Below are 20,455 nucleotides of genomic sequence, written 5' to 3' on the forward strand. Positions count from 1 at the left end.
GGTGTGTCAGGCGGAAGCCTGACGGGCCCGGTTGCGGGCGGCGCGGCGCTTCATGGCGCGGCGCTCGTCCTCGCTGAGACCACCCCAGACGCCGGAGTCCTGACCGGACTCGAGCGCCCACTGCAGGCACTGCTCCATAACCGGGCAGCGACGGCAGACGGCCTTGGCTTCCTCGATCTGCAGCAGCGCAGGACCGGTGTTGCCGATGGGGAAGAAGAGCTCGGGGTCTTCCTCGCGGCAAACGGCGTTGTGACGCCAGTCCATGGCTGCTACCTCTCCTTGTGTTACTGCTGAGTTGCTTGTGAATGTGAACGCTTTCACGAATCCCTCAACAAGTGAAGGGCCGACCGCCAGGTTCCCTGACGAGGTCCTGTGAGTTTTGAAGAGGGGTTCTGGTGATCAGCGGAGGCCGGTGTTGCGGGCCGTCCCGATCGCCACGTAGAGACTCGCAAACCTCAGCGGCGGATACAACCCCTTCCGGAAAGTTTTTTTTGATTCCTCGGTGTCGACTAGGTCACAGCCGTACTTCCATGGGGTGGATCCTGGCCTAAACGTTCGAGTGAAAGGACTTTAGCCCGTTCCGCTCACACAATCACACGCAGTGCACGGCGTACGCCTGTGAACGTCACACTCGTGCGCAGTCCCAGGTGGTCTCCGTCCATCTGGAGGGGCAAGGGCACCTTCGAATGCAAGGTGAACTGCTCCAGATCGTGCAGAGAGACGGCGTGCTTGCCCTGGGGTCCCCGCTCGGGGGACGAAAGAAGCAACTGGGTGCCATACCGGGCAACCGCGGCGGCGGACAGACGGCTGAGACCGAGTACGTCGAGGCCGGTATCGAACGACGCCTTAGGTGACGAGTACATCGGGCGATTGCCCAGGAACGTCCACGGCGCCGTATTGCAGACTATGGACAGCACCAGATCGGTCACCGGGTCGGCGTCCGGCCGCTCCAGGGTGATCGTCCCGTGCCGGCGGTGCGGCTCGCCCAGCAACTGGCGCATGACCTGACGGACGTAGAGCGCGTGGGTCGACTTCTTGCCGCGCTCGCGGTGCTGCTCCACCCGCCCCACGACCCCCGCGTCGAAGCCGAGCCCCGCGTTGAAGGTGAACCAGCGGGACGGCACCGTCTCGTCCTCGGTGCCCGGCGTGCCGGAGGTCAGACCGAGCCCGACCGTACGTTCGGTGCCCTCGCGCAACGCGTCCAGCAGGGCGCCGGTGGCCTCGACGGGGTCGTTGGGCAGACCCAGGGCGCGGGCGAAGACATTGGTGGAGCCGCCGGGGACCACGGCGAGGCCAGGGAGGTGCTCGGGGTCCGGGCCGTCATGGAGGAGTCCGTTGACGACCTCGTTCACGGTGCCGTCGCCGCCGAGGGCCACGACCAGATCGATGTCCTCGCTCTGCGCGGCCTGCCGGCCCAGGTCCCGGGCGTGCCCCCGGTACTGCGTGGTGACCGCCTCGAGCTTCATCTCGCTCGCCAGCGCGTGGATCAGGACGTCACGGGTCCGTGCACTCGTAGTGGTTGCTGCCGGGTTGACCACAAGAAGTGCACGCATGGATGGCAGCGTACCTACTGGGGGGTACCGGGCACAGGCCGGGTGGAGATCCGGTGAGAGATCACTGCCCGGCCCCGGCAGGAGAGCACCGCCCGGCGGCTACCCTTCATCTGTGAGCGCTGAGCAGAACCCGAACACCCAGGAACCGGACCTCACGGGCCCCCGCCCCCGGCGGCTGACGTACGCCGCCGCGCTGGTCGGCCTCGAGGGGCTGGCCCTGGTCGTCGGCGGGGTGCTGGCGATGGTGCTCGGACTGGTCGGGGAGCCGGACGACCGGCAGCAGGCCGTGACCCTGGGCGTCACACTGCTGGCGCTTGCCCTGCTGCCGCTGCTCGCCGCGCGCGGCCTGCTGGCGCGGCGCGGCTGGAGCCGGGGACCCGCCGTGATCACGCAGATCATGGCACTGCCCATCGCCTACAACCTGCTCCAGGCCGACAGCGTCGCCATCCCCGCCGGGATCGTGATCGCCGTGGTGGCCGTGGCCGCGCTGGTGCTGATCGTCAACGGCGAGACGACCCGGGCCCTTGGGATCCGAGGGCCGGGCCGGGCCGAACAGCAGTAGGGGGTCCCGGAAGCGAGGGCCCCGGAGTTCCCAGAGGAGCCCTCACCCATCGGGGCCTACTCCTCCACCAGCAGCTTCTCCCGCAACTGCGCCAGCGTCCGCGCCAGCAGCCGCGAGACATGCATCTGGGAGATGCCGACCTCCTGCGCGATCTGCGACTGGGTCATGTTCCCGAAGAAGCGCAGCAGCAGGATGCGCTTCTCACGCGGCGGGAGATCCTCCAGGAGCGGCTTCAGCGACTCCCGGTACTCCACGCCCTCCAGCGCCTCGTCCTCCGCACCCAGGGTGTCCGCGACCGCCGGGGACTCGTCGTCGGTGTCGGGGACGTCCAGCGACAGCGTGGAGTACGCGTTGGCGGACTCCAGGCCCTCCAGGACCTCCTCCTCCGAGATGGCGAGCTTCTCGGCCAGCTCATGGACGGTCGGGGAGCGGCCGTGCTGCTGGGACAGCTCGGCCGTCGCCGTGGTCAGGGACAGCCTCAGCTCCTGGAGCCGGCGCGGCACCCGCACCGCCCAGCCCTTGTCCCGGAAGTGCCGCTTGATCTCGCCCACGACCGTCGGCGTCGCATATGTCGAGAACTCCACGCCGCGGTCGGGGTCGAAGCGGTCGACCGACTTGATCAGGCCGATGGTGGCGACCTGGGTGAGGTCGTCCAGCGGCTCGCCACGGTTGCGGAAGCGGCGCGCGAGGTGCTCGACGAGCGGCAGATGCATCCGGACCAGCTGGTTGCGCAGCTCCGCGTACTCGGGGCTGCCCTCCGGCAGCCCGCGCAGCTCGACGAACATCGCCCGCGCCCCGCTGCGATCCTGAGGCTCGTGCTGCGTGCCCGGCACGCTCGGTTCGTCGTCTCGCTCGTGCTCGCTCATCGTCCCGCCCGTCGCCCTCTGTCGAGCCGTCGCCCCCGTCCGGCCGGGGGAGCCCCCGCCGCGTCGTGCCCGGGGCGCGCCCTGTACGGCATCCTGCCGTTCCCGTCGGCCCTCGCCGTCCAGGAAGCCGGCCTCCGGGGAGACGACCTCCGGGGAGGCGTCCTCCGGGTGCGGCCGGGCCTGCTCGGGGATGCCGTCGATGCCGTCGATGCCGTTCGCCATGCGCCGGGAACCGCCCGCGGGGGCCGTGCTGCCCTCCGCGGCGGACAGCTCCTGTGTGCCGCGCTCTTCGTCCCGCACCGGCCCGTCCCCGTCCTTCACGCCGACCCGGGGCCGGCGCCGCGTTGTTTGTAGAGGCTGATCGAAACGGTCTTGTCCTCGTCGACGGCGGACGAGACCTTGCCCGCGAGGGCCGACAGCACGGTCCAGGCGAAGGTGTCGCGCGAAGGGGCGTGGCCATCGGTGGTCGGGGCCGAGACGGTGACCTCCAGTGAGTCGTCCACGAGCCGGAACACACAGCTGAGCACCGAGCCGGGCACGGCCTGCTGGAGCAGGATCGCGCAGGCTTCGTCCACCGCGATGCGCAGGTCCTCGATCTCGTCCAGGGTGAAGTCCAAACGGGCCGCGAGGCCGGCCGTGGCCGTCCGCAGCACCGACAGGTAGGCACCCGCAGCCGGCAGCCGGACTTCCACGAAGTCCTGGTTCGCCGCGGGCTCGCCTGCGATCTGGGACACCCTCACCTCCAAGGTGGTACAAGCTGTTCGGGGCCGAGGGTCGCCCCCCGGGGGTAACGCGAAGTGTGGTACTGCGGTGACGCTATCGCGCTCGGAACTTTCCTGTCCCCGGGACCCTGACCCCCTGGCGTCACTCACAGTAAACCTTCGGACACGCTCCGTGTCTAGGGGGTCTGCGGGCCCAAATGGGAAGAGCGCGCGCCGGGTTGACGTACCCAGACGTCAGACCCTCGAACCGTACGTCGAGCACGTCCACTCCATGGTGCACCTCACACGCCCTCACACGACGAGTACATGGTCCACGAAGCACCAGCGCCGGCTCTCGCCTTCTCGCGCGGCAGCGCGGTGGTGTCCTGTTAGCGTAACCCTGTGCAGTCGGCACACCGCGTTCGGCCGCACCTACCGCCGGGTCGGCGGGAAGTGAGGGCCCGGCCTGTGCGCGCACGCGCGGCCCGTGGCCCCGTATCTGCTCGTGCCCGGTCTGCCGCTGACCGCGGCGCTGGTGCTGGTGCTGGGCGCGGTGGCGCCGCCGCCGGACGCGGTCGCGGCCACCGCGGTGGCCCGCCGGGTCGGCCTGCCCTCCGAGATCACCACGATCCCGCAGGGCGAGTCCCTGCTGAACGACGCCACCGCGATCACCGCCTACAAGGTGGCCCTCGCGGCTGCGGTCGGCCAGGGCGCCTCCCGGGCGGGCGGCGTCGAGGAGTTTCTCGTGGCCGCGCTCGGCGGCCTCGCGGTGGGCCTGATCCTCATGGCGCCGATCCACTGGCTGCGCACGCGCGTGCGTGAGGCGCTGCCGCAGAACACGTCCTCCCTGCTGATGTCGTTCGTCGCCTACGCGGCCGCCGGGCAGTTGCGCGCGTCCGGCGTCATCGCTGTGGTCGTCGTCGCGCTCTACGGCCACCGCGCGTGGCAGGTCCACTTCGCCAGGAGACTGTGTGAAAGATGGTCGGCCTGCGGCTGCCGGTCGTCCTCAGGGGCCTCGGGGCGTACGAGGGCCCGGACGCCGTCTGGCACGCAGTCGCCGGCCATCGCCTTCTCAATCCCGCTCACCGAGGAGCACGGCGAGGCCGAGTTACTGCAGCGCAACCTGATCCTCTTCCTGACGTTCACCAGCGTGACCCTGCCCGCGCTGATCCGCCCTGCTGAGGGTTCCCGCCGTCGACCCGCAGGCCGCGACCCTGGCCGAGGCGTTCCCTGACGGCGTCGCGGCGGCGGTCCAGGACGGCGCGCAGCCGGTCGGCCAGCGGTGGCGGCAGCGCGCGCGAGGTGTTCGTCCGCCAGCGCGACGGCCGGTACATCGACGACGAGATGCTGCGCACCCTCGCTGCGCCCCGCCTGGACGACGACGTGACGCGCCTCAGCCCGGGAAAGGCGTCCCGGTGATCACCGCCGCGAGCCGGGTCCCGCGCGGGAAGGCGCCCTCGTCGGCCAGGGCGACAAGTCCGTACAGCATTTTGGCGACATACAGACGCTCGACGGGCAGTCCGTGGCGCCGCTCGAAGTCCTCGGCGAAGGTGTGCAGTTCCGGGGTGGTGCGGGCGTAGCCGCCGCAGTGGAAGCGCTCGTCGAGCGACCAGGTGCCCCGTGGGCCGCCGAAAGCGGCCTGCTGCAGCCGTCGTATCTCGTCGGTCAGGAAGCCGCCCTTGAGCACGGGTATGCCCAGGGCCCCCTGGTCGGGGCCCAGGCCCGCGGCCAGACCGGCGAGGGTGCCGCCGGTGCCGCAGGCGAGCGCGATCACGTCGGCCCGGCCGCGCAGCTCCGCGCCGAGTGCCGTGCAGGCGCGTACGGCCGCGGTGTTGCTGCCGCCCTCGGGCACGACGTACGCGTCCCCGGCGCCCACCTCGCGCAGCACGCGCGCGACGACGTCGGGATCGGCCTTACGGCGATACGTCGACCTGTCGACGAAGTGCAGCCGCATACCGTCCGCCGCGCACCGGGCGAGGGACGGGTTCAGCGGCCGGTCCGCGAGCTCCTGACCACGGACCACGCCCACCGTGCGCAGGCCGAGCAGCCGGCCCGCGGCGGCGGTGGCCCGCAGATGGTTGGACCAGGCCCCGCCGAAGGTGACCAGCGTCCGGCCCTCGGCCGCCTCCAGGTTCGGCGCCAGCTTGCGCCACTTGTTGCCGATCAGCTCGGGATGGATCAGATCGTCCCGCTTGAGCAGCAGACGGACCCCGCGCCGTGCGAAGCGCTCGTCGACCGCCTCCTGAAGCGGCGACGGCAGACGGGGAACGAGGGCTTCGCGGCTGGTCACCCCACCATTGTCCGGCCGCGGCACACGGGCCGCGGCCGGACGGTCCTTCGGGGCGTCGCCCCGACGGTCACTTCAGCCGGTTCCGGACCCGCTCGCGCATCCACGTCATGGAGAAGCCCCGCGGGTCCACCTTGCCCGGTTGCCACTCCAGGTGGCCGATGACCGAGCGTTCCGACCAGCCGTGGTGCCGGCACAGGGCGGCGGCGGCTCGTTCGATCGCTTCCAGTTGGGCTTCCGGCCAGGGGTCCTTGCCGTCGCCGAGGTTCTCGCACTCGAAGCCGTAGAAGTGGCGGTTGCCGTCGGTGTCGGCCTCGTTGTCCGGCGGCAGGCCCTTCTCCGCGATCACCGCCCGCAGGACGTCGTCGTCGCCGGGCCCGGCGTGGTTGGCGCGGCCGTAGCCGACGAGGTGGACCGTGCCGTCCTTGGCGACGACGCCGTGGCACAGCGGACCGGGCAGGTCCGCGTGGCCCTTGCGGCACAGCTCCACCGTGCGTTCCGTGCCCCTGGTCACCGTGTGGTGGAGCATCACGCCGTGGACCGGCCCCCAGGGCCCCTTGTGGTTGCGGTTGTGACGCCTCCAGTCGCCGACCTCGACGACGGTGAGGCCCTCCCGCCTGAGCCGGTGCAGGAAGCCGTCCGCGGACATGGGGGTGGCCATGCTGTCTCCTTCGTGCTGAGCCCGCGGCAGTTGCCGCGTACCGGTGCTTGTACCGAAGTCGGTCGGCACGGACGACGTCGTTCGCATCCTGTGCGAGCCGATCCGGACAAGTCGTATGGTCCGGTTGGCTGAAAGGTGTAACGGCCCGGGGGTTTGCTCGACGAAATCATCCGCGTGCCCAGTCGCGCGATGATCCAATCCCGCTCTTTCGTGTAATAGCACCGGCACGGTGAGTGATGAAAGTGTTTGCCCGTGAGATCGATGCCTGGCGCAGCATGGCGCCGGTGCGCGTATGGGGAGGGCATTTCTCTATGTCGGTAGGCGAAGAGACCCGCACGGAGCAGGACCGGCCGCAGCAGAGCCTCGGCACAACCGCCGCGCGGAATCTGGCCACCACGACCAAGTCCGTACCGCAGATGCAGGAGATCAGCTCCCGCTGGCTGCTGCGGATGCTGCCCTGGGTGGACGTACAGGGCGGTACTTACCGAGTGAACCGTCGGCTCACGTTCGCGGTCGGCGACGGCCGTATCACCTTCGTGAAGACCGGTGACCGCGTCGAGGTCATCCCCGCCGAACTGACCGAACTGCCCGCGCTGCGCGGCTACGAGGACGAGGAGGCGCTCGCCGAGCTCGCCCAGCGCTGCCGGCAGCGGGAGATCCCCGCCGGCGAGGTCATCGCCTCCTTCGGCAGCCAGACCGACGAGGTCTATCTGCTGGCACACGGCCGGGTCGAGAAGTTCGGCACCGGCCCCTATGGCGAAGACGAGTCCCTCGGCGTGCTCGCCGACGGGGCGTACCTCGGTGAGCAGGCGCTGCTCGACCCGGACGCCATCTGGGAGTACACGGCCCGCGCCAGTACTCCGTGCACGGTTCTGGTCCTGTCCCGCCAGGACGTCGAGCAGATCGCGGAGCGCGCCGAGTCGCTGAGCGCCCACCTCCAGCAGCAGCGCGCGATCCCCGAGCAGCGCACCAACAAGTACGGCGAGAAGGAGGTCGACCTCGCCGCGGGCCACTCCGGCGAGCCCGACATCCCGCACACCTTCGTCGACTACGAGGCCCGGCCCCGCGAGTACGAGCTGAGCATCGCCCAGACCGTGCTGCGCATCCACTCGCGCGTGGCCGACCTCTACAACCAGCCGATGAACCAGACCGAGCAGCAGTTGCGGCTCACGGTCGAGGCGCTCAAGGAGCGCATGGAGCACGAGCTGGTCAACAACCGCGAGTTCGGCCTGCTGAACAACTGCGAGTACGACCAGCGGATCCAGCCGCACGACGGCGTGCCCGGCCCCGACGACATGGACGAGCTGCTCAGCCGCCGGCGCGGCACCAAGCTCTTCCTGGCCCATCCGCGGGCGATCGCGGCGTTCGGACGTGAGCTGAACAAGCGCGGACTGGTGCCGGAGACCATCGACGTCGGCGGCAACCGCATCCCCACCTGGCGCGGGGTGCCGATCTACCCGTGCAACAAGATCCCCGTCACCGAGGCCCGTACCAGCTCCATCATCGCGATGCGTCTCGGCGAGCAGGACCAGGGCGTCATCGGCCTGCGCCAGTCCGGCATCCCCGACGAGATCGAGCCGAGCCTGTCGGTGCGGTTCATGGGCATCAACGAACAGGCCATCATCAAGTACCTGGTGACGTCCTACTACTCGGCCGCCGTCCTGGTCCCGGACGCGCTCGGCGTCCTGGAGAACGTCCAGATCGGCCGCTGGCGGTGACCTTCCCGGTCCGCATGCCGTGTTCCCGCCCTCCGGGGCGGGTACACCCCCGGGGGACGAGGAAGGACGTGAAAGGGGGGACCTCATGACCGACTTCCTGGCGGAGACCAGGCCGCACACCGACGCGGCACGGCGCCCCGCCGAGACCGTCGAGACAGGGGAGGGGCACACACCCCTCGGCAGCCACACCGGCCCGTCCGACGGGCAGGAGGCGGCGGCCATCCTGGAGCGTTCCCGGGCCGCCGTAGACCCCGAACTACGCGCCGCCATCGACGCGTTGCCCGTCTCGATGCGGCGGGTCGCGCGCTACCACTTCGGCTGGGAGCACGCCGACGGCACCCCGGCGGAGGGCCACGCCGGCAAGGCGATCCGGCCCGCGCTGGTGCTCACCGCGGCGGCCGCGCTCGGTGGCGCACCGGCCCGCACGGCGGCGGTCCGGGCGGCCGCGGCCGTCGAACTGGTCCACAACTTCACGCTGTTGCACGACGACGTGATGGACCGTGACGCGACCCGCCGGCACCGCCCCACCGCCTGGACGGTGTTCGGTGACGCCGACGCGATCCTCGCCGGGGACGCCCTGCAGGCGCGGGCGCTGATGCTGCTGGCCGAGGACCCGCACCCGGCCGCCCCGGCGGCCGCCGCCCGGCTCGCCGCCTGCGTGGTCGAGCTGTGCGAGGGCCAGCACGCGGACACCGCCCTGGAGACCCGCGCGCCCGACGAGGTCACCCTCACCGAGGTGCTCACCATGGCCGAGGCCAAGACCGGGGCGCTGCTCGGCTGCGCCTGCGCCCTCGGCGCGCTGTACGCGGGGGCGGCCGAGGAGGATGTGGCGGCGCTGGACGCGTTCGGCCGGGAGTCCGGGCTCGCCTTCCAGCTCATCGACGACGTGATCGGCATTTGGGGCGACCCGCGGCGTACCGGCAAGCCGGCCAGGGCCGACCTCGCCGCCCGCAAGAAGTCCCTGCCGGTGGTCGCGGCGCTGGCCTCCGGCACCCCGGCCGCCGCCGAACTCGCCGAGCTGTACGCCCTGCCCCACGACAAGGAGGACCTGGAGCGCACCGCCCTGGCCGTGGAGCGGGCGGGCGGCCGTGACTGGGCGCAGGAGCAGGCGGCCGACCGGATGTCCCACGCGATGGACGAACTGTCCCGGGCGATCCCCGACCCGGAGTCGGCGGGCGGGCTGCTGGCGCTGGCCGAGTTCGTGACGCGACGCAGTACCTGAGATCAGGGAGGACCGGTGAGACCCCGGGGCCTGCGGGCTCGTGCGGCTCCTGACTCCGCACGGCATGCGGTGGCCCCGGTCCGGCGGGTCCCGCGCATCCCCACGGTGTGCGGGGCCCGCCTTTCCATGCCCTTCCGCACCTCATGCGGAGTCACCTCTCCCACTTGCGTTCCGTACCGCTTAACCCCTTGCAACCACTACAAGCGAAGCACTACAACTGTGGTGGTCAAGAGACGCGGCCTACGGAAAGAGACCAGCTTGCGCAAGCTCACGTACTTCATCGCCTGCTCCGTCGACGGCTTCATCGGCGACCCGGACGGCGACGCATCGGAGATGATCTCCCTCCTCGACGAGGAGTTCCTGGAGTACCTGCGGACGGAACGCGCGGACACCCTGCCCACCGCCGCCCGCCGCGCCTTCGGCATCGACGAGCGGCCGAACGACCAGTACGACACGGTCATCCAGGGCCGGGGCAGCTACGAGGTCGGCCTGAAGGAGGGCATCACCAGCCCCTACGCCCACCTCCGCCAGTACGTCGCCTCCCGCTCCCTGGGCGAGTCGCCCGACCCCGCTGTCGAGATCGTCTCCGGGGACGTGGTCGCCAGGATCCGCGAACTCAAGGCTGAGGACGGCGGACTGGGCATCTACCTGTGCGGCGGCGCCCAGCTCGCCGGTCAGCTGTTCGACGAGATCGACGAACTCGTCATCAAGACGTACCCCCTGGCGTACGGCACCGGCATGCCGATGTTCGGCGGCACCGGAGCCGACATCGCCCGGTTCGCCCTCGACGAGGTGCGCGCCTTCGGCAACGGCATCCTGGTGCGGACGTACAGCAGGAAGCGCTGAGGCGCCCGCCGCCCTACCCTGGGGACATGGACAGGGAAGAGCACGTCTGTCCGGCCTGCGGGCAGCCCGTCGAGTCGGTGGTCCAGCGGTACAAGACCCTGGGCGCCTGGGTGCCGCGCTGGGTCGCCGGACCGTGCCACAACCCCGACTGCGAGGCGTACGTCCCCCAGGACGCCGAGCACGAGCAGCGGCCCGCGCAGGAGCAGGAGCGGGACCAGGCGCGCGACGAGCAGGACGCGCGCGAGCCCGAGCACGACGACACCGGCAGCCGGCGGCGCTGAAGCGGGGACCGGGTAGCGTGCCCGCATGCCCGAGACCCCGCCGCACATCCTGCACATCACCGAGCGCCCGCTGTGGGAGGCGGCCCGCGCCCACGGCACGTACGAGTGGTCCACCCGTGGCCGCACCCTCCGTGAGGAGGGCTTCATCCACTGCTCCACGCGTGCCCAACTCCCCGGTGTCGCCGCCTTCCTGTACGGCGGCCCCGACGCCCCCGACGACCTGGTGGTGCTGGTCGTCGACCCCGCCCGGCTCGACGTACCGCTGAGGTACGAGGCGGCGGAGCCCGGCGGCGAGGAGTTCCCGCATGTGTACGGGCCGCTGCCGGTGGCCGCCGTCGTCGCTGTGGAGGAGTGGCCGACCAGTCGCACGGCCTAGACCGGCCGCAGTCCGCCCGTCTCCGCGTCCCGGCCGGTCAGGCAGTAGATACCGCCCGCCGGGTCGCGCATCACCGTCCAGTGGGCGCCCTCGGCGACGAGGGTCGCGCCGAGACGTTCGTGGTGGGCGCGTACGGCCGGGCGGTCCGGGCCGCACGCCAGGTCGAGGTGGGCGGAGGCGGGCCGCTCCTCGCCCAGCCGCTGGAGCAGGACACGGACCGGCAGCCCTGACGGCGGGGCGATGACGTGGAACTCCGGCCGTGAGCCCGGCCGGGCGGTCCAGTCGGGCAGCAGGCCGCTCCAGAAGGCGACTTCGGTGTCGTACGCGGACGGTGGAAGGTCCAGGCACACCTGGTCGAGGCGGCTGCCCGCCACCACCGGCGGCCGTACCGCCTCCCCGTGCCAGGGCACCGCGCAGAACAACTGCCCGGCCGGGGACCGCAGCACGGCCCAGCCCACATGCTCGGCGACCGGTGTCGCCCCGAGCGTCAGGGCCCGTGCCACGAAGCCCGCCACGTCGTCCACCGCGAAGTCGAGATGGGCGCCGCCGTCGGGGTCGTCGACGCCCTGGACCTTCACACAGGCGTCCGCGCCGTCCGGCAGCAGCGTGGTGAACTCGTCCTGCTCACCGCGCAGTCCGGACAGCCGGGTGTCGGTCACGGCGGTCCAGAACGCACAGGCGTCCGCGAAACGCGCGGCCGGGCGGTCTATGAAGGCGTACGTCCACCGGACGCCCGAGGCGAAGCCGGCGTCGCAGTCGGCGGAGGAAACGTCCGGGTCGGCAGCCTTGTCATGGCCGTCGACAGCGACGAAGCCCTGGCGCACTTTCAGTTCCATGCGACCAAGCTAACGGTGTCGAGGTGCGCGGGGCGGTGATGTCGTACTGCGGTTCTACGCCCACCCGTGGCCGGGCGAAGAAGACCGCACCCGGTCCGTCAGGGGACGCCGTGTTCGGCGGCCTGCGGACCGGGTGCGGACAGGCGGACCAAGCGATCGAAGGAAATCGCAGGGTCAAGTGCATGATCGGATCAAGCCTTCTTGGTCTCCCAGAAGATCTTGTCGATCTCGGCGATGAGCTCCAGGGCCTTCTCACCGGTCTTCGGGTCGGTGGACGCCTTGGCGGCCGAGAGGGCCTTCAGGGTGTCGTTGACCAGGGTGTGCAGCTGGGGGTACTTCTCGAAGTGCGGGGGCTTGAAGTAGTCGCTCCAGAGGACCGACACGTGGTGCTTGGCCAGCTCGGCGCGCTGCTCCTTGATGACGGTGGCGCGAGCCTGGAAGTGCGGGTCGTCGTTGGCGGCCATCTTCTCCTGCACGGCCTTCACCGACTCCGCCTCGATGCGGGCCTGGGCCGGGTCGTACACACCGCAGGGCAGGTCGCAGTGTGCGCTGACCTTGACCTTGGGAGCAAACAGGCGGGAAAGCATGGAGCGTTCCTTCCTCGTGATCGTCTTCTCAGATGGGAGATTACTCCCTGAGCGACGGGTTTTCGCGAGTGCCCCCTTGGGCTTAGGACAAAAGTCCGGGGTCAGACTGGGACTGGTGGAGGAACGGACAGGGGAGGTGCCGGCGATGCCGGAGCTGTCGCAGGAGTCCGGGCACGGGCGGGTGGCCGCGCCCTACGGGCTGGCCGAGGTGACCGGGCCGTCGATGGTGCCCACGCTGCACGAGGGGGATCAGCTGCTCGTGCGGTACGGGGCCCGGGTGCGGGTCGGTGACGTCGTCGTGCTGCGGCATCCCTTTCAGCAGGATCTGCTGGTCGTGAAGCGGGCCGTGGAGCGGCGGGACGGGGGGTGGTGGGTGCTGGGGGACAACGCTTACGCCGGCGGGGACAGCACTGATTACGGGACCGTGCCGGATGAGCTGATCCTGGGCAGGGTGCGGTTCCGGTACCGGCCGCGCAAGGCCGGTCAGCGCTCGCCGATCGCCGTGCTGCGCTGGGTCTTCTCGGCCGCCCGGCCGGTCTTCCCGGACCGGTCCGCCTCCAGGCGCTTGCGGGCGCGGTAGGCGGCCACGTTCGCCCGGGTGGCGCAGCGGTCGGAGCAGTAGCGGCGGGAGCGGTTGGTCGAGGTGTCCAGGTAGGCGTTGCGGCAGGGGGGTGCCTCGCACAGGCCCAGGCGGTCCACGCCGTATTCGGTGAGGTGGAAGGCCAGGCCCATCGCGGCGATCGCGGCGTACCCCGCCGTGGCGTTCGACGGGTGGTCGGCCAGGTGCATGTGCCACAGGGGGCGGTCGTCGTCGTCGCGGTGGTCGTGGCCGGAGATCTGCGGGCTCACCGGGAACTCCAGCAGGAGGGAGTTCAGCAGGTCGACGGCGAGGGTCTCGTCACCGGTGTCGGCCGCCTCGAAGACCGCACGCAGGCGGGCCCGTACCGAGCGGAAGCGGGTGACGTCCGCGTCCGTGGCGCGGCGGGCCGCCGACTGGTTGACCCCGAACAGCTCGCGGACTGCCTCGATCGAGGTCAGGGAGTCCTTGCCCCGGGCCGGTTCCTCGGTGTTGACGAGGCGTACGGCATAGTCCGAGTAATAGGCCAGTTCCACTTGTAGTCCTTACGGAGGGGCTTTATGGTCGTGGATGCGGTCGAGTAACAGACGATCGTGCTTCCAGGGTATTACGGGCATGCACTGTGGGAGGGGTTGCGATGACCGACACGGGGACCGTCACCACGGGAACCGACTGGCGGGCCTGGCAGGAGAGCTGGGACCGGCAGCAGGAGTGGTACATGCCCGACCGGGAGGACCGCTTCCGCACCATGCTGGACATGGTCGAGGCGTTCGTCGGTTCCGAACCGCGCGTCCTCGACCTCGCCTGCGGCACCGGCAGCATCACCGCCCGCCTCCTCGACCGCTTCCCCGCCGCCGTCAGCACCGGCGTCGACCTCGACCCGGCGCTGCTCACCATCGCCCGCGGCACCTTCGCCGGAGACGACCGCGTCACCTTCGTCGAGGCCGACCTCAAGGACCCGGACTGGCCCGCGCGGCTGCCCCACGACACGTACGACGCGGTCCTGACCGCCACAGCGCTGCACTGGCTGCGGGGGGACGCCCTCCAGGAGCTGTACGGCCGGCTCGCGGGCCTCGTCCGCTACGGCGGCGTCTTCCTCAACGCCGACGTCATGATCGACGAGAACACGCCCAGGATCAACGCGACCGAGAGCACGTTCAGCCGCGCCCGGATGGACCGGGCCATGAAGAACGGCGCCCTCGACTGGGCCGAATGGTGGGACCTCGCCGCCAAGGACCCCGCCCTCGCCGGACCCACCGCCCGCCGCTTCGAGATCTACGGCTCCCACGCGGACGGCGAGATGCCCTCCGCGGCCTGGCACGCGCGCGTACTGCGCGAGAAGGGCTTCGAGGAGGCGCGGCCGGTGTGGGCGTCCCCGTCGGACACGCTGCTGCTCGCGCTCAAGTAGCCCGAGGAGAGCAAGGAGAAGGGGCGGTACGGGGATCCCGTACCGCCCCTTCTGTGTCGCGTGTTACAGCACCTTCGACAGGAACGCCTGCGTCCGCTCGTGCTGCGGGTTCGTCAGGACCTCGCGCGGGTTGCCGGACTCGACCACCACGCCGCCGTCCATGAAGACCAGGCTGTCGCCGACCTCGCGGGCGAAGCCCATCTCATGGGTGACGACGACCATCGTCATGCCGGACTCGGCGAGGTCGCGCATGACGTCGAGGACGTCGCCGACCAGCTCCGGGTCGAGGGCCGAGGTCGGCTCGTCGAACAGCATCAGCTTCGGCTCCATCGCGAGCGCCCGGGCGATGGCCACGCGCTGCTGCTGGCCGCCGGAGAGCTGCGAGGGGTAGCTGCCGGCCTTGTCGGCCAGGCCGACCTTCTCCAGCAGCTCCATCGCGCGCTCCCGCGCCTGGCCCCGGTTCACGCCCCTGACCTGGATGGGCGCCTCGATGATGTTCTCCAGCGCGGTCATGTGCGGGAACAGGTTGAACCGCTGGAACACCATGCCGATGTCCCGCCGCTTCACCGCGACCTCGCTGTCACGGAGCTCGTACAGCTTGTCGCCCTTCTGGCGGTAGCCGACCAGCTCTCCGTCGACGTACAGCCGTCCGGCGTTGATCTTCTCCAGGTGGTTGATGCACCGCAGGAAGGTCGACTTGCCGGAGCCGGAGGGGCCGATGAGGCAGAACACCTCGCCGGACTTCACCTCCAGGTCGATGCCCTTGAGCACCTCCACCAGGCCGTACGACTTGTGCACGCCCTCGGCCTTGACCATGGGGACGGCGGAGTGCTGCACCGGCTCCTCCGCCTTGCTGAGCTTCTCGGTCATGCCGTGCCTCCCTTCGGGCGGCCGAGCGACAGGAGGTTGGCCCGGATCTTCTGCAGCGGTGTGGGCGGCAGCTGGCGGCTGGCGCCGCGGGCGTAGTACCGCTCCAGGTAGTACTGGCCGACGCTGAACACCGAGGTCAGCAGCAGGTACCAGGCCGCGGCCAGGAACAGCATCTCGGCGGGGGCGCCGGAGGTCTGGCCGATGTCCTGGGCCACGCGGAACAGCTCGGAGTACTGGACGACGGACACCAGCGAGGTCGTCTTCAGCATGTTGATGACCTCGTTGCCCGTCGGCGGCACGATCACGCGCATCGCCTGCGGGATGACGATCCGGCGCAGCGTCTTGGCGTGGCTCATGCCCAGCGCGTGCGACGCCTCGGTCTGGCCCTCGTCGACCGCGAGGAGACCGGCACGGCAGATCTCGGCCATGTACGCGGCCTCGTTGAGGCCCAGTCCGAGCAGCGCCGTCAGGAACGGGGTCATGAAGTCCGACCACTCGTCCTTGTAGAACGGGCCCAGGTTGATGTACTCGAACACCAGGCCGAGGTTGAACCAGACGACCAGCTGCACGAGGACCGGGGTGCCGCGGAAGAACCAGATGTAGAACCACGCGATCGACGAGGTCACCGGGTTCTTCGACAGGCGCATCACGGCGAGCAGGATGCCGCCGAAGACACCGATCACCATGGCCAGCACGGTGATCAGCAGGGTCTTGCCCACTCCGTCGAGGACGCGGTCGTCGAAGAAGTAGTCCGGGATCGCGTCCCAGTTGATGTCGCCCTGGGAGAACGCGTAGACGATCGCGCCCAGCAGCCCGAGGGCGACGACGGCGGAGACGTACCGCCCGTAGTGCCGGACCGGAATGGCCTTGATGGCCTCCGCTCCGGCCGGGGGCGTGTCGTCCGCGTCCGCCGTCTTGTCGATGTCAACAGTCACGGGTGTTGCCTTTCAGTGCCCGCCGGCGCGGTCACTTGCCGCCGTTGATGACGGCTTCCTTCACGGCGCCGTCCTCGACGCCCCACTTCTTCATGATCTTGTCGTACTCGCCGTTGGCGATGATGGCGTCGAGGGCGTCCTTCAGGGCGTCCCGCAGCTGGGTGTCGCTCTTGGAGACCGCGATGCCGTACGGCGCGGCCTCGACCTGCTCGCCGACGATCTGGAAGTCGTTGCCGCCGCCCGAGGTCCGTGCCGCGTACGCGGCCACCGGGAAGTCGGAGGAGCCGGCGTCGGCGCCGCCCGCACGGACGCGGGTCTGGGCCTGCTGGTCGTTGTCGTACGACTCGATGGCGAGCTTCTTGTCGCTCGGGCACTTCTTGGCCTCGGCCTTGGCGAGGTCCTCGGAGACCGAGCCGCGCTGCACCGCGATCTTCTTGCCGCACAGGTCGGACCAGGTCTTGATGCCCTGGTCGTCGCCCTTCTTGGTGTAGATCGAGACACCGGCGGTGAAGTAGTCCACGAAGTCGACGCCCTCGCCGACCTTCTTGCCGGTCTCGGAGTCGATGCCCTCCTGGCGGTTCTTGGTGTCCGTCATCGCGGACATGGCGATGTCGTACCGCTTGGAGCGCAGGCCGGTGATCAGGGCGTCGAAGGTGCCGTTCTCGAACTCGAACTTGACGCCCAGCTGCTTGCCCATCGCCTCGGCGAGGTCCGGGTCGATGCCGACCGTGTTGCCGGAGGCGTCCTTGAACTCGACCGGCGCGTAGGCGATGTCCGAACCGACCTTGATGACGCCCTTGTCGCGGATCGCCTGGGGCAGCTTGTCGGCCAGCGGGGCGGCCGTGGTCGCCGGGGTGGTCTCGCCACTGCCCGAGTTGTTCTCCTTCGTCTGGTCACCGCAGGCGGTGAGCAGCAGGGCGCCCGCGACCGCGAGGGATCCGACCGCTGCCAGGCGGGTGCGCGCGGCGGTCGTACGACGGGTGGTGCTTGCGGTCATGGTGGGTTCCTCCGGCGGATGGATGGAGTTGCCGATGGGTCGACGAGAACACACACCTTCGGGTGTCGCGACCTCGTGTGATTACGGCATCTTGCCATTCGGACGACGCCATTCAGGGGGCCCGCCATGTCAAAATCGGATAACGGGCGACCCCCGAACCGCACCACTCCGGTACATCACGACCGGATCTTCTGCGGGAATCCATGCTTCCGGCCGGAAGATCTTCGGCGCATCTCGCGATCTGATCGATGGTGACGACCCTTGCGCGTGGTGTTGAGTCCCGTGTCAAGGGTTTGTCCAGGACGTGTCCAGTTTTTCGCCCATGAGTCATGTCACTGGGGTAGGACGGTCCTGACCCCCCTTCTGTGGGACATCCACAGGCCCGGGGATGTGAGCTTGCACGGAATGGACTCGTCGCGGGTGGTGTCCGTCCGGTAAGAAAGTGCTTTACACCCCTCATCCGGGGCTCAGGGCGCGTGTGCGGCGCGCCCGTCGCGTACCTGCCCGTATGTATCGACAGGGCGGTACGTGGTCCCGCCCGCTCCTCAACCAGGGGCGGCCACCCTCATCCATGCAGACCTAAGGGGTAAGACACAGTGTCAGCGGAGATCGTCAATCCTCGCAGTGAGAGCACGAGCGACCAGGCGGACCATACGGGTCCCGGGGGCGGTGCGGAGCCCCTCGATTCCTTCGACCCGGCGTTCGCGCTGCACCGGGGCGGCAAGATGGCCGTCCAGGCCACCGTCCCGGTCCGTGACAAGGACGACCTGTCCCTGGCGTACACGCCCGGCGTCGCGCGGGTGTGCACCGCCATCGCCGAGCAGCCGGAGCTGGTCCACGACTACACCTGGAAGTCCCAGGTCGTCGCCGTCGTCACGGACGGTACGGCCGTGCTGGGGCTCGGTGACATCGGGCCCGAGGCATCCCTCCCCGTGATGGAGGGCAAGGCCATCCTGTTCAAGCAGTTCGGTGGTGTGGACGCGGTGCCGATCGCGCTCGCCTGCACGGACGTCGACGAGATCGTGGAGACCGTGGTCCGGCTCGCGCCCTCCTTCGGGGGCGTGAACCTGGAGGACATCTCGGCGCCGCGGTGCTTCGAGATCGAGCGCCGGCTGCAGGAGCGGCTGGACATCCCGATCTTCCACGACGACCAGCACGGTACGGCGGTCGTGACGCTGGCGGCGCTGCGGAACGCGGCGCGGCTCAGCGGGCGGGAGCTCGGTCAGCTGCGGGCCGTCATCTCGGGCGCCGGCGCGGCCGGGATCGCCATCGCGAAGATGCTGGTCGGGGCCGGTATCGGTGATGTCGCTGTCGCCGACCGCAAGGGCGTCGTCTCGGCGGACCGGGAGGACCTCACGCCGGTGAAGCGGGAACTCGCCGGGTTCACCAACAAGGCCGGGATCAGCGGGTCGCTGGAGTCGGCACTCGCTGGGGCCGATGTGTTCATCGGGGTGTCCGGTGGCACGGTGGCGGAGGAGGCCGTCGCCTCCATGGCCAAGGGGGCCTTCGTGTTCGCCATGGCCAACCCGAATCCCGAGGTGCACCCGGAGGTCGCGCACAAGTACGCGGCTGTCGTGGCCACCGGGCGGTCCGACTTCCCCAACCAGATCAACAACGTGCTGGCATTCCCGGGGATCTTCGCGGGGGCGTTGCAGGTGAGGGCCTCGCGGATCACCGAGGGGATGAAGCTGGCGGCCGCGGAGGCGCTGGCGGGGGTGGTGGGGGACGACCTCGCCGCCGACTATGTGATCCCCTCGCCGTTCGATGAGCGGGTGGCGCCGGCGGTCACGGCGGCGGTTGCGGCGGCGGCTCGGGCGGAAGGAGTGGCGCGGCGCTAGGCGCTGCGCCGGCTTGGCCGATTTTTTACCCGCCTGCCCGCCCGTTCGGGTGGCTTGAGAAGTGCGGGTTTCGGGTGCGGGGTGCTGTGCGTCGGCGGCCGGCCGTTGTGGGTGGCTGGGCGCGCCCACGCGGCTCAGCCGCGTGTCGGCACAGCCCCGCGCCCCTTTTTGCTGGGTGGCAAGAGGGTGTGTGTCACAGGGGCTGTGTGTTTCTCCTGGGGCCCTGGGCGCCTATCGTCGGGGGCATGTTCGCTGTCTACGCCGCGCGTATTGACCGGGATCAGCCGCTGTCCGGGCTGGAGTTGGGGGAGCGGCCCGCTCCCGAGGGTCGTGTGGGGTGGAGCGTGGTCGATGTTCGGGCCGCCTCGCTCAATCACCATGATCTGTGGTCGCTTCGGGGGGTCGGGCTGCCGGAGGAACGGCTGCCGATGATCCTCGGGTGTGATGCCGCCGGGGTGGACGAGGACGGCAACGAGGTCGTTCTGCACTCCGTGATCGGGCAGACGGGGTACGGGGTCGGGCCGAAGGAGCCGCGGTCCATCCTCACTGAGCGTTACCAGGGCACGTTCGCCGAGCGGGTCGCCGTGCCGACCTGGAATGTGCTGCCCAAGCCGAAGGAGCTGTCCTTCGAGGAGGCCGCCTGTCTGCCGACGGCCTGGCTGACGGCCTACCGGATGCTGTTCACCAACGCCGGGGTGCGGCCGGGGGACTCCGTGCTCGTGCAGGGTGCGGGCGGGGGTGTCGCGACGGCGGCGATCGTGCTGGGCAAGGCGGCGGGGCTGCGGGTCTTCGCCACCAGCCGGGACGAGGCCAAGCGGAAGCGTGCGGTCGAGCTGGGGGCCGTGGAGGCCCTGGAGCCGGGGGCGCGGCTGCCGCAGCGGGTCGACGCGGTGATCGAGACCGTCGGTGCCGCCACCTGGTCGCACTCGGTGAAGTCGCTCCGGCCCGGTGGGACGCTGGTGATCTCCGGGGCGACCAGTGGGGACCGGCCCTCGCACGCCGAGCTGACCCGGATCTTCTTCCTGGAACTCAAGGTCGTCGGCTCCACCATGGGCACCAAGGACGAGCTGGAGGACCTGCTGGCGTTCTGTGCCGCGACCGGGGTGCGTCCCGTCATCGACGAGGTGCTGCCCATGGAACGGGCCCGCGAGGGCTTCGAGCGGCTGGCCGCGGGCGAGCAGTTCGGGAAGATCGTGCTCACCAACGACTGACGCCGGTTCTGCATCGGCTTCTGTGACGGCTTCTGCGCCGACTCCTGTATCGACCTCGACGGCCGACTCGATTTCTTCGGGTCGGCCGTTGTGTTTTGTCAACCAGGGTTGACGCGACCCTGT

Annotated in this window: 22 protein-coding genes and 1 pseudogene; 11 read left to right on the top strand and 12 right to left on the bottom strand. The window is 70.1% G+C overall.

Features of this window, described 5'->3' with window-relative positions; all coding sequences use genetic code 11:
- Window positions 1-6: 6 nt before the first annotated feature.
- Both ACH5AC_RS03090 and ACH5AC_RS03095 read right to left on the bottom strand, forming a co-directional pair.
- Window positions 7-264 (bottom strand): WhiB family transcriptional regulator, encoded by a 258-nt coding sequence (locus ACH5AC_RS03090; RefSeq protein WP_016639615.1) that lies wholly within the window; start codon window positions 262-264, stop codon window positions 7-9.
- A gap of 320 nt (window positions 265-584) precedes the next feature.
- Window positions 585-1,553, bottom strand: a complete 969-nt coding sequence (locus ACH5AC_RS03095; RefSeq protein ID WP_398859823.1) for a diacylglycerol/lipid kinase family protein — start codon at window positions 1,551-1,553, stop codon at window positions 585-587.
- Window positions 1,554-1,665: 112 nt separating this feature from the next.
- Here ACH5AC_RS03095 and ACH5AC_RS03100 point away from each other — a divergent pair, with 112 nt between their 5' ends.
- Window positions 1,666-2,115, top strand: a complete 450-nt coding sequence (locus tag ACH5AC_RS03100; protein WP_398859824.1) for a hypothetical protein — start codon at window positions 1,666-1,668, stop codon at window positions 2,113-2,115.
- A gap of 56 nt (window positions 2,116-2,171) precedes the next feature.
- On the opposite strand, the gene ACH5AC_RS03105 is transcribed toward ACH5AC_RS03100, so the two are convergent.
- Window positions 2,172-3,281 (bottom strand): SigB/SigF/SigG family RNA polymerase sigma factor, encoded by a 1,110-nt coding sequence (locus ACH5AC_RS03105; protein ID WP_398859825.1) that lies wholly within the window; start codon window positions 3,279-3,281, stop codon window positions 2,172-2,174.
- A gap of 17 nt (window positions 3,282-3,298) precedes the next feature.
- The gene (locus ACH5AC_RS03110; protein WP_398859826.1) at window positions 3,299-3,715 is read right to left on the bottom strand and encodes an anti-sigma regulatory factor; all 417 of its coding nucleotides are present in this window, start codon (window positions 3,713-3,715) and stop codon (window positions 3,299-3,301) included.
- A 457-nt stretch (window positions 3,716-4,172) separates the two neighbouring features.
- Here ACH5AC_RS03110 and ACH5AC_RS03115 point away from each other — a divergent pair.
- Window positions 4,173-5,101: pseudogene (locus ACH5AC_RS03115) on the top strand (cation:proton antiporter); the annotation flags it as partial.
- Here ACH5AC_RS03115 and ACH5AC_RS03120 read toward each other — a convergent pair.
- Window positions 5,076-5,972, bottom strand: a complete 897-nt coding sequence (locus ACH5AC_RS03120; protein ID WP_398859828.1) for a 1-aminocyclopropane-1-carboxylate deaminase/D-cysteine desulfhydrase — start codon at window positions 5,970-5,972, stop codon at window positions 5,076-5,078. The pseudogene ACH5AC_RS03115 and the gene ACH5AC_RS03120 overlap by 26 nt on opposite strands.
- A gap of 67 nt (window positions 5,973-6,039) precedes the next feature.
- Window positions 6,040-6,630 carry an N-acetylmuramoyl-L-alanine amidase gene (locus tag ACH5AC_RS03125; protein ID WP_398859829.1) on the bottom strand — a complete coding sequence of 197 codons (591 nt, stop codon included), beginning with the start codon at window positions 6,628-6,630 and terminating at the stop codon, window positions 6,040-6,042.
- A gap of 311 nt (window positions 6,631-6,941) precedes the next feature.
- On the opposite strand from ACH5AC_RS03125, the gene ACH5AC_RS03130 reads away from it, so the two are divergent.
- From ACH5AC_RS03130 to ACH5AC_RS03150, 5 genes are all read left to right on the top strand, one after another.
- Window positions 6,942-8,348 (top strand): family 2B encapsulin nanocompartment shell protein, encoded by a 1,407-nt coding sequence (locus ACH5AC_RS03130; protein ID WP_398859830.1) that lies wholly within the window; start codon window positions 6,942-6,944, stop codon window positions 8,346-8,348.
- Between the two features lie 85 nt (window positions 8,349-8,433).
- Window positions 8,434-9,570: a family 2 encapsulin nanocompartment cargo protein polyprenyl transferase gene (locus ACH5AC_RS03135; protein WP_398859831.1), complete on the top strand. Its 1,137-nt coding sequence runs from the start codon at window positions 8,434-8,436 to the stop codon at window positions 9,568-9,570.
- Window positions 9,571-9,828: 258 nt separating this feature from the next.
- Entirely contained in the window at window positions 9,829-10,416 is a 588-nt protein-coding gene (locus tag ACH5AC_RS03140) for a dihydrofolate reductase family protein (RefSeq protein WP_398859832.1), read from the top strand.
- 26 nt (window positions 10,417-10,442) lie between these two features.
- Window positions 10,443-10,697 carry a hypothetical protein gene (locus ACH5AC_RS03145; RefSeq protein ID WP_398859833.1) on the top strand — a complete coding sequence of 85 codons (255 nt, stop codon included), beginning with the start codon at window positions 10,443-10,445 and terminating at the stop codon, window positions 10,695-10,697.
- A gap of 25 nt (window positions 10,698-10,722) precedes the next feature.
- The gene (locus ACH5AC_RS03150; protein WP_398859834.1) at window positions 10,723-11,073 is read left to right on the top strand and encodes a DUF952 domain-containing protein; all 351 of its coding nucleotides are present in this window, start codon (window positions 10,723-10,725) and stop codon (window positions 11,071-11,073) included.
- Here the strand turns inward: ACH5AC_RS03150 and ACH5AC_RS03155 are convergent.
- Entirely contained in the window at window positions 11,070-11,909 is an 840-nt protein-coding gene (locus tag ACH5AC_RS03155; RefSeq protein ID WP_398859836.1) for a VOC family protein, read from the bottom strand. The two genes, ACH5AC_RS03150 and ACH5AC_RS03155, sit on opposite strands and share 4 nt — an antisense overlap.
- 191 nt (window positions 11,910-12,100) lie before the next feature.
- Window positions 12,101-12,496: a superoxide dismutase, Ni gene (sodN, locus tag ACH5AC_RS03160; RefSeq protein ID WP_390822500.1), complete on the bottom strand. Its 396-nt coding sequence runs from the start codon at window positions 12,494-12,496 to the stop codon at window positions 12,101-12,103.
- A gap of 145 nt (window positions 12,497-12,641) precedes the next feature.
- On the opposite strand from sodN, the gene sodX reads away from it, so the two are divergent.
- On the top strand, window positions 12,642-13,076 hold the full coding sequence (gene sodX / locus ACH5AC_RS03165) for a nickel-type superoxide dismutase maturation protease (RefSeq protein WP_398859837.1): 435 nt from the start codon (window positions 12,642-12,644) through the stop codon (window positions 13,074-13,076).
- On the opposite strand, the gene ACH5AC_RS03170 is transcribed toward sodX, so the two are convergent.
- Window positions 12,980-13,609: a CGNR zinc finger domain-containing protein gene (locus ACH5AC_RS03170; RefSeq protein WP_398859838.1), complete on the bottom strand. Its 630-nt coding sequence runs from the start codon at window positions 13,607-13,609 to the stop codon at window positions 12,980-12,982. The genes sodX and ACH5AC_RS03170 overlap by 97 nt on opposite strands.
- Window positions 13,610-13,710: 101 nt before the next feature.
- Between ACH5AC_RS03170 and ACH5AC_RS03175 the strand changes: the two genes are divergently transcribed.
- Window positions 13,711-14,481 (top strand): class I SAM-dependent methyltransferase, encoded by a 771-nt coding sequence (locus tag ACH5AC_RS03175; RefSeq protein ID WP_398859840.1) that lies wholly within the window; start codon window positions 13,711-13,713, stop codon window positions 14,479-14,481.
- 63 nt (window positions 14,482-14,544) lie between these two features.
- Here ACH5AC_RS03175 and ACH5AC_RS03180 read toward each other — a convergent pair whose 3' ends face one another.
- From ACH5AC_RS03180 to ACH5AC_RS03190, 3 genes are read right to left on the bottom strand one after another with little or no spacing between them, the layout of a single operon-like run.
- Complete coding sequence (locus ACH5AC_RS03180) at window positions 14,545-15,351, bottom strand: amino acid ABC transporter ATP-binding protein (protein ID WP_398859841.1); 807 nt, start codon at window positions 15,349-15,351, stop codon at window positions 14,545-14,547.
- Complete coding sequence (locus tag ACH5AC_RS03185) at window positions 15,348-16,286, bottom strand: amino acid ABC transporter permease (protein ID WP_398859842.1); 939 nt, start codon at window positions 16,284-16,286, stop codon at window positions 15,348-15,350. The genes ACH5AC_RS03180 and ACH5AC_RS03185 overlap by 4 nt, the downstream gene beginning before the upstream one ends.
- A gap of 31 nt (window positions 16,287-16,317) precedes the next feature.
- The gene (locus ACH5AC_RS03190; protein WP_398859843.1) at window positions 16,318-17,283 is read right to left on the bottom strand and encodes an ABC transporter substrate-binding protein; all 966 of its coding nucleotides are present in this window, start codon (window positions 17,281-17,283) and stop codon (window positions 16,318-16,320) included.
- Window positions 17,284-17,879: 596 nt separating this feature from the next.
- On the opposite strand from ACH5AC_RS03190, the gene ACH5AC_RS03195 reads away from it, so the two are divergent.
- Together ACH5AC_RS03195 and ACH5AC_RS03200 are read left to right on the top strand one after the other, a co-directional pair.
- Window positions 17,880-19,121: an NADP-dependent malic enzyme gene (locus ACH5AC_RS03195; protein WP_398859845.1), complete on the top strand. Its 1,242-nt coding sequence runs from the start codon at window positions 17,880-17,882 to the stop codon at window positions 19,119-19,121.
- A 245-nt stretch (window positions 19,122-19,366) separates the two neighbouring features.
- Complete coding sequence (locus ACH5AC_RS03200) at window positions 19,367-20,332, top strand: zinc-binding dehydrogenase (RefSeq protein ID WP_398859846.1); 966 nt, start codon at window positions 19,367-19,369, stop codon at window positions 20,330-20,332.
- The last annotated feature ends 123 nt before the right edge of the window (window positions 20,333-20,455 follow it).

It is taken from the genome of Streptomyces sp. NPDC018693 (assembly GCF_044391385.1).
GTDB lineage: Bacteria > Actinomycetota > Actinomycetes > Streptomycetales > Streptomycetaceae > Streptomyces.

Excerpts from the sequence above, each read along its gene's own strand:
- ACH5AC_RS03175 (WP_398859840.1), top strand. The coding sequence starts at position 13,711 with ATGACCGACACGGGGACCGTCACCACGGGAACCGACTGGCGGGCCTGG.
- ACH5AC_RS03190 (WP_398859843.1), bottom strand. The coding sequence starts at position 17,283 with ATGACCGCAAGCACCACCCGTCGTACGACCGCCGCGCGCACCCGCCTG.
- ACH5AC_RS03125 (WP_398859829.1), bottom strand. The coding sequence starts at position 6,630 with ATGGCCACCCCCATGTCCGCGGACGGCTTCCTGCACCGGCTCAGGCGG.
- ACH5AC_RS03200 (WP_398859846.1), top strand. The coding sequence starts at position 19,367 with ATGTTCGCTGTCTACGCCGCGCGTATTGACCGGGATCAGCCGCTGTCC.
- ACH5AC_RS03135 (WP_398859831.1), top strand. The coding sequence starts at position 8,434 with ATGACCGACTTCCTGGCGGAGACCAGGCCGCACACCGACGCGGCACGG.
- sodX (WP_398859837.1), top strand. The coding sequence starts at position 12,642 with ATGCCGGAGCTGTCGCAGGAGTCCGGGCACGGGCGGGTGGCCGCGCCC.
- ACH5AC_RS03095 (WP_398859823.1), bottom strand. The coding sequence starts at position 1,553 with ATGCGTGCACTTCTTGTGGTCAACCCGGCAGCAACCACTACGAGTGCA.
- ACH5AC_RS03180 (WP_398859841.1), bottom strand. The coding sequence starts at position 15,351 with ATGACCGAGAAGCTCAGCAAGGCGGAGGAGCCGGTGCAGCACTCCGCC.
- ACH5AC_RS03145 (WP_398859833.1), top strand. The coding sequence starts at position 10,443 with ATGGACAGGGAAGAGCACGTCTGTCCGGCCTGCGGGCAGCCCGTCGAG.
- ACH5AC_RS03150 (WP_398859834.1), top strand. The coding sequence starts at position 10,723 with ATGCCCGAGACCCCGCCGCACATCCTGCACATCACCGAGCGCCCGCTG.
- ACH5AC_RS03130 (WP_398859830.1), top strand. The coding sequence starts at position 6,942 with ATGTCGGTAGGCGAAGAGACCCGCACGGAGCAGGACCGGCCGCAGCAG.
- ACH5AC_RS03090 (WP_016639615.1), bottom strand. The coding sequence starts at position 264 with ATGGACTGGCGTCACAACGCCGTTTGCCGCGAGGAAGACCCCGAGCTC.
- sodN (WP_390822500.1), bottom strand. The coding sequence starts at position 12,496 with ATGCTTTCCCGCCTGTTTGCTCCCAAGGTCAAGGTCAGCGCACACTGC.
- ACH5AC_RS03155 (WP_398859836.1), bottom strand. The coding sequence starts at position 11,909 with ATGGAACTGAAAGTGCGCCAGGGCTTCGTCGCTGTCGACGGCCATGAC.